Raw genomic sequence first — 12,389 nt, 5'->3', positions numbered from 1 at the left:
GTACGGGTGCGACCGCTCACAAAGCACGGCACCGTCCGCAGACGGGGAGTTCTACCAGGCAGCGGAAAGGCAAGGCCGTGACATCCGCGGTCACGACCGACAAGTCCGCCCGCCCCGGCTACGGGCAGCTCCTGCGCACACCCGGCGCCCTCGGCTTCGTACTCCCCGGCTTCGCAGCCCGGCTCCCCTTCGGCATGCTGACCATCAGCATCCTGCTGCTGGTCCAGCACACCACCGGTTCCTACGGCAGCGCCGGCATCGTCGCCGCCGTCACCGGCATCTCGATGGCCCTCTCCGCCCCGTTGATGGGGATCTTCACCGACCGGTTCGGCCAGAGCGCCGTACTCGTACCGGTGGTCCTCGCGCACGCCGCAGCCGTGAGCGGCCTGGCCGCCCTCGCGCTGGCCGGCGCCCCCGTCTGGGCGCTGGCGCTGGCCGCCGTGCCCACCGGCGCCTCCGTGCCGCAGGTCGGACCGATGGTCCGGGCGCGCTGGGCCGCCAGGCTGGAGGGCTCGCCGCTGCTGCCGACGGCCGCCGCCTTCGAGTCCGTCACCGACGAGTTCACCTTCGTCGTCGGCCCGGTCCTGGCGACCGCGCTGTGCACCGGCGTCCACCCGGCGGCCGGCCTGGTCACCGAGGCCACGCTGACGCTGCTCGGCGGTCTGCTCTTCGCGGCCCGCCGCGCCTCCCAGCCCAGGACGCACGCCCCGGCGGCCACCGGGGAGAAGCGCGCCTTCGCCCTGTCCCACCCGGGCCTGCGCGTCCTGATCTTCGCCTTCCTCGGGATCGGCGCCGTCTTCGGCGGCATGCAGGTCTCCCTCGCCGCCTTCTCCAACGAGATCGGCAACCCCGGCGCCAACGGCCTGCTCTACGGCGTCTTCGCGGCCGGCAACATGATCGCGGGCATCGCCATGGGCGCCGTCGCGTGGAAGATCGGCCCGCGCCGCCGGCTGATCCTGGGCTACGTCGGCCTCACCGCCGCCGCGTCCGTCCTGTGGGCCGCGAACTCGATGATCCTGCTCGGTGCGCTCGGCCTGGTCGTCGGGCTGTTCATCGCCCCGGCCCTGATCACCGGCTACACGATGGTCGAGCAGCTGATCCCCGCGAACGCCCGGACCGAGGCCTTCACCTGGCTGACCGGCTCGATCGCCTTCGGGCAGGCCCTCGCGGTGATCCTGGCGGGCCGCCTGACCGACGCACACGGGTCAAGTTACGGCTTCATGGTGCCGATGGCGGCCACTGCTCTGGCGCTGGCCACCCTGCTGGCGCTGCGCGCGAAGCTGGCCCCCAAGGCCCCGAGCCGGATCGTGAACGCGTCCGCGCCCGGCGCCGAGGCCGCCGCCCGCACCGAGGTGGCGCCGCGCACCGGGGCCACGGCTGCGGCCACGCCCTCACCGACGCCCCGTAACCGGGTGAACGAGCGTGGGATGGGTCACCGCGTGCCGGTGACGGTGGACTGATCCGCCGGAATACGTCACCATGGAGCGTCGTTAGCACTCATTGAGTCAGAGTGCCAGGAGGAAATTCGTGCCGACCTACCAGTACCAGTGCACCGAGTGCGGTGAGGGCCTTGAGGCCGTGCAGAAGTTCACCGATGACGCGCTGACCGTGTGCCCGAACTGCGACGGACGCCTGAAGAAGGTGTTCTCCGCCGTGGGCATCGTCTTCAAGGGCTCCGGTTTCTACCGGAACGACAGCCGTGGCGCCTCGTCGAGCAGCACCCCTGCATCGAAGCCCGCGTCGAGTTCGACGTCGTCCTCGACGTCGACCGCCGCAGCCGCTCCCGCCGCTTCGTCCTCCTCGACGTCGTCGAGCACGAGCAGCAGCACCACGTCGGCCGCCTGACCGCTCTTCCCCGAGGCCCCGCACGCCCCCACCGGGCAGCGGGGCCTCAGGCATGCCCCGTTAGGGTGAGCGGCATGGTGAACGCAGAGATCGGTGTCATCGGCGGCTCGGGCTTCTACTCCTTCCTGGAGGACGTCTCCGAGATCCAGGTGGAGACCCCCTACGGGCCTCCCAGCGACTCCCTCTACATGGGCGAGCTGGCCGGCCGCTCGGTGGCCTTCCTGCCCCGGCACGGGCGCAGCCACACGGTCCCGCCGCACAAGATCAACTACCGGGCGAACCTCTGGGCGCTGCGCTCGGTGGGTGTCCGCCAGGTGCTCGGCCCGTGTGCGGTCGGCGGCCTGCGACCTGAATACGGGCCGGGCACGCTGCTCGTTCCCGACCAGCTGGTCGACCGTACGCAGAGCCGCGTACAGACCTTCTTCGACGGGGTGGCGCTGCCGGACGGCTCGGTTCCGAACGTCGTGCACACCACCTTCGCCGACCCGTACTGCCCGGTGGGCCGGTCCGCGGCGGTGGCCGCGGCCCGCGGGCGGGACTGGGAGCCGGTGGACGGCGGCACCATGGTCGTCGTCGAGGGGCCGCGCTTCTCGACGCGTGCCGAGTCCCGATGGTACGCCTCGGCGGGCTGGTCGGTGATCGGCATGACGGGTCACCCGGAGGCGATCCTGGCCCGCGAGCTGGGGCTCTGCTACACCTCGATGGCACTGGTCACGGACCTGGACGCGGGCGCCGAGACCGGTGAGGGCGTCTCCCACACGGAGGTGCTGAAGGTGTTCGGCGAGAACGTCGGCCGCCTGCGCGAGGTCCTCTTCGACGCGGTGGCGGCGCTGCCCGCCACCGCAACCCGCGACTGCCTGTGCACGCACGCCCTGGACGGCTGGGACCTGGGCATCACGCTCCCGTAGTCCGCAGGGCGCGGCCCGGGCCGCGCCCCGGGCTGTCACGTCCGGGGCGGCTGTCCTGTCCTCCCCGGTGATGGGCCCCGGCCAGGCCTACGGGCACAACCCGCGCGTGCTGTTCTCGTACGTCCGCCGGCCGACGAGCTGGCCGCGGCGCTGAACGCACGGCTCGGAAGGGCGGCCTTCGTCGAACTGACGGCGGTCGTCGCGCTGGAGAACCGGCGCCCGCGCGTGAACAGCGCCTTCGGCTTGACCGGTCAGGGTTTCTCGAATTCCTGCCAGGTGCCGGCGAAGCGGTGACGCCCACCGAGAATGACGGCATGGACAACGACTTCCCCGACTGCGGCGACAGGGTCGTCGTCGCCCTCGACTTCGCCGACCGCCGGTCCGCCGAAGCGCTCGTGGAGCGCCTCGGCGACTCCTGCGGCTCCTACAAGATCGGCCTTGAGCTGTTGACCGCAGCGGGACCGGGACTCGCACGGGACCTGGTCGCGCGGGGGCACGAGGTCTTCCTCGACCTGAAGCTCTTCGAGATCCCGAACTCGGTCGCGGGCGCCGTGCGGGCCGCCGGCGCGCTGGGCGCGTCGATGGTCACGGTGCACGCCATGGGCGGTACGGGGATCATGGCGGCGGCGGTGGAGGCGGCGCGGGACTTCCCGCGGCTGCGGGTGCTCGCGCTGACCGTGGTGACCAGCATGACCGCGAGCGACCTCGCCGCCGTCGGTGTCGGGGCGGGCCCCGAGGAGCAGGCGCTGCGGCTGGCCCGGCTGGCGATGGGTGCGGGGTGCGACGGGGTCGTCGCATCGCCGCAGGAGGCGGGGCCGCTGCGCACGCTGTTGGGGCCGGAGCCGTTGATCGTGACGCCGGGCGTGACGCTGGTGGTGCCGGACGTGACGCCCGGCATGCCGCCGGTGCCGCCGGGCGCACAACCGGGGGCAGCGGTGCCTGCGGAGGGCGGGGCGGACGGCCGGGAAGGCGCGCGGGGGCAGGGAGGCGCGGGCGGGCACGCCCGGCCGGGGACACCTGCGGCGGCCTTCGCAGCGGGGGCCTCGCACGTCGTGGTGGGCCGGTCGGTGGCGCGGGCGGCGGACCCGGTGGCCGCGCTGCGCCTAGTCCGGGAGGCAGCCCGGGAGGCGCTGGGGACAGGGGCTTCTCACTCGGGTGGGTGATGGGGTTTTCCACAGGCTGGGGACCGTCCACAGGCATGAGCGGGATGCGGGGGGAGGCCGGATCGTGGGGTGTGTCCGGGCGGCGGGTCCGGGCACAGGAACTCACTCCGTTTGGTGGTGCTCGTCATGTCCCGTACTTCCGCGGCCCCTTCGCCCTCGTCTTCGTCCTCCCCTCCCACCTCGTCTTCGTCCTCCTCGCCGACCTCCTCCACGTGTCCGCCGTCGCGGCCCGTCCCGCCGTTCCCGCCGCTGCGCGTGGGACGGGGGTCGGGGCGGCTGCGCCGGGCGGTGCGGCGTCGGCGGCGGGCCGCCTCGGCAGCTCTGGCCGTCGTCGCGGCGGCGGTGGCCGTGGGAGGGACCGAGGCTCAGGCCTCCCGGGGCGCGCCGCCGCCGGTGGTGAAACCGCCGCCGCCGGCGGTGCGGATGGTCTCGGCGCCGGTGCGCATCGCGGACGCCGCGACGGTGCGGCTGCTGCGACCCGGTGACCGGGTCGACGTGGTGGCGGCGGAGCGGGCGCAGCAGCCGCGGGTGGTGGCGGCGGGAGCGCGGGTCGCCGAAGTCCCCGCTTCAGACGGGGGTGTTGGGGACGGTGGGGCGCTGGTCGTCCTGTCGGTGCCGAGGGACACCGCGCGTGACCTGGTGGCTGCGGGCGCGACGGCGCGGTTGGCGGTGACGTTGTGCTGACTCGTACGCACGATCAGTCGGTTCACCTCAAAGTGACGGCCGATTGGACACACCTCTCCCGGACTGCCGTAGCTTTCGGAACCGTTGGCTCCGTGTTTGGCTCCCGTGAAGAAGGACTCAATGATGGGCGAGAAGAAGAAGGAAAGCGTGCTGGCGGGCTTCAAGGCCTTCCTGATGCGCGGCAACGTGGTCGACCTCGCGGTGGCCGTGGTGATCGGCGCCGCGTTCACGAACATCGTGAACTCCGTGGTCAAGGGGATCATCAGCCCGGTGGTGGGCGCGGTGGGCACGAAGAGCCTGGACGGCTACAAGTCCTGCCTGAAGGCCCCGTGCCAAGTCGGCCCCGACGGTCAGCCGACCGGTGTCGAGATCCTCTGGGGGTCCGTGCTGAACGCCACGCTGACCTTCGTGATCACCGCGGCTGTCGTCTACTTCCTGATGGTGCTGCCGATGGCGAAGTACCTGGCGCGCCAGGAGGACCGCCGCAAGGCCCGCGAGGGGGTCCAGGAGACCGTCGAGATCACCGAGCTGGAGGTCCTCAAGGAGATCCGGGACCACCTGGTCGCGCAGCGTGCGGGCGGCGGCGGTGTCGGCGGCCAGGGGGGATCTCGCGACGGCTTCTGACCGCGCCGGCCGTCCCGGCCGGTCAGATGTGGTGCGGGGGCTTCTCGTCGAGGAAGCGTGCCAGGTCGGCCGCGCTTCCTCCGGTGGACGGCCGCTCGCCCCAGCCCCGGTCGGTGTCGTCCGACGACTGCTGGTCCAGCGGGTCGTCGAAGTCGATCCGCGGTTTCGGCCGGGGCGGCCGGGCCGCGGGGGCGGGGCGCGGGGGCTGCGGGTCGGAGGCGGGGGTGCTGCTCATGCCTCCAGGGTACGGCCGGCCCAGGTGGCGGCTCCGCTCAGCGGGGCGCCTCGGCTCCCTTGCGGGCGGAGCACCACCCGCACCCGGTCAGGCACGTGGCGCAGAAGCCGATGGACAGCCACAGCGCGCTGGTGACGGCCGTCGCCGCGGACATCGCCGGGATGAAGAAGAACCGTAGGCGGCGATGGCGCCGGTGACGGCGCCCGCCGCCGTCCTGGACCGCTTCGGGGCCTCCGGCGCATCGACCCCTGGCCCTCAGCACCTGCCCCTCGGCCTCCCGTCTCCGGAGACGCCGGCTGGGGTGCCGCGGCCTCGGCGACTCCTGGCAGCCCCGGAGTGGGGGGCGGGGGCGAGGGGGTGGCGTGAAGGGTGAAGTCCCTCCCAGTGCCTGCCACGTGGCCATTCCCGGCTCACGGCAGGGCAGCCGGTGGTGCGGTCGGCGGGACCGGCGAGGAAGGAATCGTCACCACCGTAGGGCGTGCAGTTCCGCTGGATGCAGTCGCGGGCTCCGTCGAGGCCGAAAGCCCTTTCCGTAGGTGGGGGTGCACTCACGAAACCTCGGTCAGCTCCGGCCGCCGGCCTCGTCCGAGGGGGTTTGCGCCTTCACATGGAGGACGTCGCGGGCCTGCTCGGCGGCGCGGGCGAGGCTTTCGGCGACGAAGTCCAGGAAGCGGGCGACGTTCTCCAGGCGGACGGCGGCCGGGGTGCCGGGACCGAGGACACCAGCGCCCTGGCGCGCGATGTCGACCTGCTGGTTGAGGGAGCGGACGCTGGCGACCATCGACTGGTACCAGAGGTTCTCGTCGATGACGTAGCGCTCCCGGCGGCCCTCGTCACGCTCCCGGCGGACGAGGGCCTGCCCCTCCAGGAAGGCGATCGACTTGGAGATGGACGCCGGGCTGACCTGGAGGCGCCGGACGAGCTCGGCGGCGGTCATGCTGCCGGAATCGGCGGTGAGGAGGCAGACCATCACCCGGGCTGTCATCTTGTTGGACAGGCCCGACTGCATCATCACGGCGGTGAACTGCTCTTCGTACTCGGCCACGGCCTCGGGGTCGCGGCCGTGCGGCAGGGCGGCCGGGTCCGCACCCCGGGGCTCGGCGGGCCGGCGCCGGCGGGCGCGGCGCTCGGTGGCGCGGTGGGCCTGGTCCGCGCGATAGCCGGTGGGGCCGCCGTTGCGCATGACCTCGCGGGTGACCGTGGAGGTCGGACGGTCCAGGCGCCTGGCGATCTCGGCGTAGGCAAGGCCGTCGGCCACCCCCAAGGCGATCTGCTGGCGTTCCTGCTGAGTGAGCCTGCCTCCCGGCATCGCGGTCTCCTTCTGTCGCCTGTGAGGTCTCCATCATAGCGTTCATCCCCATACCATTGCAACGAAGGGAGCCCTGCCATTGCTTTAACCGCGAGACCGTTGCAATGATTTCCCCATCTTGACCTGCACTAACGGCAATATCACGCAACGAATAAGTTGATGAGAGTGCGAATGCAACGTAGCTTTTCCTTCATCGGAAACAGCGGGCCGCAAGGGCGCCGCTGACGCAGAAGGAGAAGCACCATGCAGAAGTTCGCCACCGCCGCCCCGATCGCCGCCGTGCTCGACGTTCCCGCCGGACGCATCCGGTTCATCGCCGCCGACCGCGCCGACACCACCGTCGAGATCCTCCCGGCCGACGTCGCCAAGGGGCGCGATGTGAAGGCCGCGGAGCAGATCACGGTCCAGTACGGCGACGGCGTCCTGCGGATCACGGCCGCGGAGCCGAAGAACCGGCTCCTCGGAGCTTCCGGAGCCGTCGAGGTGACCCTCCAGCTCCCCGCCGGCTCCCACGTCGAGGCCAGGACCGCCAGCGCCGAGATCCGCGGCGTGGGACGGCTCGGCGACGTCACCCTCGACAGCGCGCACGGCGAGGTCAAGCTCGACGAGACCGCGAGCGCCCGCCTCACCCTCCAGGCCGGCGACATCACCGTCGGCCGCCTCGGCGGCCCTGCGGAGATCAGCACCCAGAAGGGCGATCTGCACGTCACCGAGGCCGTCCACGGCACGGTCGTCCTGCGGACGCAGGCGGGTGACATCTCCATCGGTGCGGCCCGCGGCACCGACGCCACCCTCGATGCCGGCACCTCCTACGGCCGCGTCCGCAACGCCCTCAAGAACGCCGGCGGCGGCACGGACCTCGCCATCCACGCGACCACCGCCTACGGCGACATCACCGCGCGCAGCCTCTGACCCACAGCCTCTGCCCCACAGCCTCTGACCCGCAGCCCCCGAAGGAGCCCCCACCATGACCACCCCGGCCATCGCAGCCCGCGGGCTGCGCAAGTCCTACGGCGACAAGACGGTCCTCGACGGCATCGACCTGGCCGTACCGGCCGGGACGGTCTTCTCCCTGCTCGGCCCGAACGGGGCCGGCAAGACCACCGCCGTCAAAATCCTCTCCACCCTGGTCACCGCCGACGCCGGCGAACTGCGCGTGGCCGGCCACGACCTGGCCGCCGACCCGCAGGCCGTGCGCGCCGCGATCGGCGTCACCGGCCAGTTCTCCGCCGTCGACGGGCTGATCACCGGCGAGGAGAACATGCTCCTCATGGCGGACCTGCACCACCTGTCCCGGAGGGAAGGACGCCGCGTCACCGGCGAACTGCTGGAGCGCTTCGACCTGATGGAGGCCGCGAGGAAGCCCGCCGCCACCTACTCGGGCGGCATGAAGCGCCGCCTCGACATCGCCATGACCCTGGTCGGCGGCCCGCGCGTCATCTTCCTCGACGAACCGACCACCGGGCTCGACCCCCGCAGCCGCCACACCATGTGGCAGATCATCCGCGAGCTCGTCACCGGCGGCGTCACCGTCTTCCTCACCACCCAGTACCTCGAGGAGGCCGATCAGCTCGCCGACCGCATCGCCGTGCTCCACGACGGAAGGATCGCCGCGGAGGGCAGCGCCGGCGAGCTGAAGCGGCTCGTCCCGGGCGGGCACGTCAGGCTCCGCTTCACCGACCCGGCCGCCTACCGGTCGGCCGCCCTCGCCCTGCCCGGAACCACCCGCGACGACGAGGCCCTGGCCCTGCAAGTCCCCTGCGACGGCAGCCAGCACGACCTGCGTTCCGTGCTCGACCGGCTGGACCGCGCCGGAATCGAGGCCGACGAGCTGACCGTGCACACCCCTGACCTCGACGACGTCTTCTTCGCCCTCACCGGCGGCGCCGCCATCCCCCACCAGCCCAAGGAGAACGTCCGATGAGCTCCCTCTCGCTCGCCGTCCGCGACTGCTCGACGATGCTGCGCCGCAACCTCCTGCACGCCCGGCGCTATCCGTCCCTGACCCTGAACCTGCTGCTCACCCCGGTCATGCTGCTGCTGCTCTTCGTCTACATCTTCGGCGACGTGATGAGCGCGGGCATGGGAGGCGGTGGAGCCGACCGCTCCGAGTACATCGCCTACGTCGTCCCGGGCATCCTGCTGATGACCATCGGCTCCACCGTCATCGGGGCCGCGGTGTCCGTCGCCACCGACATGTCCGAGGGGATCGTCGCCCGTTTCCGCACGATGGCGATCCACCGGGGCTCCGTGCTCATCGGGCACGTCGTGGGCAGCGTGCTGCAGTCGGTCGCCAGCGTGGTCCTCGTCGGCGCCGTCGCCGTGGCCATCGGCTTCCGCTCCGCGGACGCCACCGCCCTGGAATGGCTCGCGGCCTTCGGCCTCCTCGCCCTCTTCGCCCTGGCGCTCACCTGGATCGCGGTCGGCATGGGCATGGCCAGCCCGAACGCCGAGGCCGCCAGCAACAGTGCGATGCCGCTGATCCTCCTCCCGCTGATCTCCAGCGCGTTCACCCCGATCGAGGCGATGCCGGGCTGGTTCCAGCCGATCGCCCGATACCAGCCCTTCACCCCCGCCATCGAGACCCTCCGCGGCCTCCTCCTCGGCACCGAGATCGGCAACAACGGCTGGATCGCGATCGCCTGGTGCGTGGGTCTCGCGGTACTCGGCTACCGCTGGTCGGCCTCGAAGTTCGGCCAGGACCCGAAGTAGCCGCGCCCGCCGCACGAGGGGCGGCGTACCCCGACACCGTCGGGGTACGCCGCCCCTTCCGCGCGCCAGAAGCCGGCCGTGGCACCCGGCCTGTCCCGCAAAGGATCCGCCGTACGGTCCGGGCACCGTCCCGCGGCAGAGGAGAAGGCGCCGCGGGCGACGACACAAGGTCCCGCCGACCGCAGTGCGTTGGCCCGGCGCGTCAGGGCCGTACGGGCCGCGTCGTCCGCCCGGGGCACAGCGGCATCCGGGGCAGCGCGCCTGAGCTGCGGCGCGTCAGGCCCCTGGTCTCCTGGCCGGTATGGCCTACACCCCCATGACCGCCCGCAGCCGGGACGAGGACCACCGCGCATCGACCCCGCTGGAGCTGTTCTTCGACCTCTGTTTCGTCGTCGCGGTCGCGCAGGCCGGCGCCCGGCTCGTGCACGCGCTCGCGGAGGGCCATCCCGGTACCGGGGTGATCGGCTACTTCTTCGTCTTCTTCGGCGTGTGGTGGGCCTGGATGAACTTCACCTGGTTCGCCTCCGCCTACGACTGCGACGACGTGCCCTACCGGATCGCGACGCTCGTCCAGATCGCGGGCGTCCTCGTCTACGCGGCGGGGGTGAGCGAGGCCTTCGACGAGAACGACTGGACGATCGCCGTCGTCGGCTACATCATCATGCGCGTCGCGCTGACCGCGCAGTGGCTGCGGGCCGCAGCCGGGGAGAGCGGCGCCGCCCGCACCGCGGCCCTGAAGTACGCGGCCGGGCTGGTGATCTGCCAGGCCGGCTGGGTGGGACTGCTCTTCGCGCCCGACGAGGCCAAGCGCTGGCTGTTCCTGGTGCTGGTGGCGGCCGAACTCATGGTCCCGGTGATCGCCGAGCGCGGGCACCGGACGCCATGGCACGCCCACCACATCGTCGAGCGGTACGGGCTGTTCACCATCATCGTGCTCGGCGAGACCATCGCGGCGAGCACGGTGGCGGTGAAGTCCGCACTCGACGAGCAGGAGGCGCTCGGCCTGCTGCTCCCCATCGCCGGGGGCGGGCTGCTGATCGTGTTCGCCGCGTGGTGGATCTACTTCGCCGTACCCATGCACCAGCACCTGACCTCCAACCGGGAAGCCATCCCGTGGGGCTACGGCCACCTGCTGGTCTTCGCGTCCGGTGCGGCGATCGGTGCGGGCATCGAGGTGGCGGTCGAGCACGCGGTCGGCAAGGCGCACATCTCGCAGCTCTCTGCGAACGCCTCCGTCATGGTCCCGGCCGCGGCCTTCCTCTTCATGGTGTGGCTGCTGCACGCGCGCCACTTCAAGCGCGGCCTCGCCCAGCAGCTGGTGCTGCCGGCCGCCGCCGTGCTCACCCTCGCCTGCACCTGGACGGGCGCCTACGCCGTGCTCTACGCGGGGCTCGTCGCGGTGGCCACGGTCACCGTCGGCGTGGTCCTCGCCGAACGGCGGGGCGTCGAGGCCCCGTAGCGGCCGGGGCGACGGGCGGTGTGGCCGGGCACAGCCGGTGCACGGGCTGCCCGGCCGGACCCGCCGAACCGTCACTCCCGCACCCCCGCCGCCGTTCTCCAGCGCAGACGAGCAGGACGAACCGCACCGACTGGAGGCCACGGCCATGACACTCCCGGCGCAACGCCACGGCACCGACCCCGGCAGGGAGTTGGCCGAGCCGGGCTTCTGGCAGCAGCCGCCCGCCCACCGGCTCGCCGTCTTCGCCCGCCTGCGCGCCGCCGAGGGCCCGGTGTACGTACCCGAGGGGGCCGGACACTGGGCCCTCGTCCGGCACGCCCACGTGCAGGAGGCCAGTCGGCTGCCCAAGGTCTTCGCCAGCGCCCCCGGCGTCACCACCCCCGAGCCGGCCCGCTGGGTCCGCGCCCTGTTCGGCGACTCGATGGTCAACCTCGACGGCCCGGACCACGCCCAGCTCCGCAAGATCGTCCAGCGGGCCTTCACCCCGCGGCTGCTGGCCGCCGCCGAGGCCGACGTCCACGCCGTGGCCGCCCGCATCGTGGACGACGTACTGGCCGACCGGCCGGACGAGTTCGTCTCGGCGGTGGCCTCCCGGCTGCCGCTGGAGGTCATCTGCAACATGATGGGCATCCCGGAGCGCTTCCGCGCCGAGATCGCCGACCGGGTCGACCACGCCTCGGAGAACATCGGCGTGGAGCGCGGCCTGGCCTCCCGGCTGCGGATGCCCGGCCGCGGGCTGCGCGCCCTCGCCCGGATGCAGCGGATGGTGGCGGGCATCGGCCGGGAGCGCCGCAAGAACCCCACCGATGACCTGATCTCGGCGCTGGTTTGTGCCAACGTCGACGGCCAGGCCCTGGGGGCCCGCCAACTCGGCGCCTTCTTCTCCCTCTTGATGGTCGCCGGAGTGGAGACCACCCGCAACGCCATCACCCACGGGCTGACCCTGCTGACCGACCACCCCGACCAGCGGGACCTGCTGCTGTCGGACTTCGAGAAGTACGCGGACGGCGCCGTGGACGAGATGATCCGGCACTCGACGCCGATCATCCAGTTCCGCAGGACCGTGGTCGCCGAGCACACCATGGGCGGCCGCACCTTCCGGCCCGGCGAGAAGGTCGTCCTGTACTACGCCTCCGCCAACCGCGACGAGTCGGTCTTCCCCGATCCCGACGCCTTCGTCATCACGCGCTCGCCCAATCCGCACCTGGGCTTCGGCGGCGGCGGACCGCACTTCTGCCTGGGAGCCCACCTGGCCAGGGTGGAGATGAAGGCACTCTTCCGCGAGCTGCTGACCCGGCCGGTCGGGCTGCGCGCGGTGGGCCTGCCTGACCTGGCGGGCTCGAACTTCGACAACCGGGTCCGCTCGCTCAGGTTCACCTTCGAGCAGCCCTGAGGGAAGGCCCTGGGCGAAGGGCCCCGAGCAGAGGCCTGGGCGCAGGCCATGGGCCGA

General features: G+C 72.3%; 13 protein-coding genes. 11 read left to right on the top strand and 2 right to left on the bottom strand.

Going from position 1 to position 12,389, the window contains the following annotated elements:
- The first annotated feature begins 77 nt into the window (after positions 1 to 77).
- The 6 genes from ACZ6JS_RS16790 (at position 78) to mscL (ending at position 5,224) form a co-directional block, all read left to right on the top strand.
- The gene (locus tag ACZ6JS_RS16790; RefSeq protein ID WP_469298566.1) at positions 78 to 1,460 is read left to right on the top strand and encodes an MFS transporter; all 1,383 of its coding nucleotides are present in this window, start codon (positions 78 to 80) and stop codon (positions 1,458 to 1,460) included.
- Positions 1,461 to 1,527: 67 nt separating this feature from the next.
- Entirely contained in the window at positions 1,528 to 1,845 is a 318-nt protein-coding gene (locus tag ACZ6JS_RS16785; RefSeq protein WP_469298565.1) for an FmdB family zinc ribbon protein, read from the top strand.
- A 74-nt stretch (positions 1,846 to 1,919) separates the two neighbouring features.
- Entirely contained in the window at positions 1,920 to 2,753 is an 834-nt protein-coding gene (locus ACZ6JS_RS16780) for an S-methyl-5'-thioadenosine phosphorylase (RefSeq protein WP_469298563.1), read from the top strand.
- A 314-nt stretch (positions 2,754 to 3,067) separates the two neighbouring features.
- Positions 3,068 to 3,916, top strand: coding sequence for an orotidine-5'-phosphate decarboxylase (gene pyrF, locus ACZ6JS_RS16775; protein ID WP_469298561.1), 849 nt, complete (start codon positions 3,068 to 3,070; stop codon positions 3,914 to 3,916).
- Between the two features lie 348 nt (positions 3,917 to 4,264).
- Positions 4,265 to 4,600, top strand: coding sequence for a hypothetical protein (locus ACZ6JS_RS16770; protein WP_469298559.1), 336 nt, complete (start codon positions 4,265 to 4,267; stop codon positions 4,598 to 4,600).
- 123 nt (positions 4,601 to 4,723) lie between these two features.
- The gene (gene mscL / locus ACZ6JS_RS16765) at positions 4,724 to 5,224 is read left to right on the top strand and encodes a large conductance mechanosensitive channel protein MscL (protein ID WP_469298788.1); all 501 of its coding nucleotides are present in this window, start codon (positions 4,724 to 4,726) and stop codon (positions 5,222 to 5,224) included.
- Positions 5,225 to 5,246: 22 nt separating this feature from the next.
- Here mscL and ACZ6JS_RS16760 read toward each other — a convergent pair whose 3' ends face one another.
- Positions 5,247 to 5,459: a hypothetical protein gene (locus ACZ6JS_RS16760; protein ID WP_469298558.1), complete on the bottom strand. Its 213-nt coding sequence runs from the start codon at positions 5,457 to 5,459 to the stop codon at positions 5,247 to 5,249.
- 562 nt (positions 5,460 to 6,021) lie between these two features.
- Positions 6,022 to 6,768 carry a helix-turn-helix domain-containing protein gene (locus ACZ6JS_RS16755; protein WP_469298557.1) on the bottom strand — a complete coding sequence of 249 codons (747 nt, stop codon included), beginning with the start codon at positions 6,766 to 6,768 and terminating at the stop codon, positions 6,022 to 6,024.
- A gap of 243 nt (positions 6,769 to 7,011) precedes the next feature.
- Between ACZ6JS_RS16755 and ACZ6JS_RS16750 the strand changes: the two genes are divergently transcribed.
- From ACZ6JS_RS16750 to ACZ6JS_RS16730, 5 genes are all read left to right on the top strand, one after another.
- Positions 7,012 to 7,680 (top strand): DUF4097 family beta strand repeat-containing protein, encoded by a 669-nt coding sequence (locus ACZ6JS_RS16750; protein ID WP_469298555.1) that lies wholly within the window; start codon positions 7,012 to 7,014, stop codon positions 7,678 to 7,680.
- 55 nt (positions 7,681 to 7,735) lie between these two features.
- Positions 7,736 to 8,692, top strand: a complete 957-nt coding sequence (locus tag ACZ6JS_RS16745; protein ID WP_469298553.1) for an ATP-binding cassette domain-containing protein — start codon at positions 7,736 to 7,738, stop codon at positions 8,690 to 8,692.
- Positions 8,689 to 9,480, top strand: coding sequence for an ABC transporter permease (locus ACZ6JS_RS16740; protein WP_469298551.1), 792 nt, complete (start codon positions 8,689 to 8,691; stop codon positions 9,478 to 9,480). Before ACZ6JS_RS16745 ends, ACZ6JS_RS16740 begins: the two co-directional genes overlap by 4 nt.
- Before the next feature lie 301 nt (positions 9,481 to 9,781).
- Complete coding sequence (locus ACZ6JS_RS16735; RefSeq protein ID WP_469298549.1) at positions 9,782 to 10,939, top strand: low temperature requirement protein A; 1,158 nt, start codon at positions 9,782 to 9,784, stop codon at positions 10,937 to 10,939.
- Positions 10,940 to 11,084: 145 nt separating this feature from the next.
- Positions 11,085 to 12,332, top strand: coding sequence for a cytochrome P450 (locus ACZ6JS_RS16730; protein ID WP_469298547.1), 1,248 nt, complete (start codon positions 11,085 to 11,087; stop codon positions 12,330 to 12,332).
- Positions 12,333 to 12,389: the final 57 nt, after the last annotated feature.

The sequence above is a fragment of the Streptomyces sp. NPDC046349 genome (assembly GCF_055587885.1).
The sequence above is the reverse complement of the archived record's forward strand: the minus strand, read 5'-3'. Positions and strand labels throughout refer to the sequence as shown.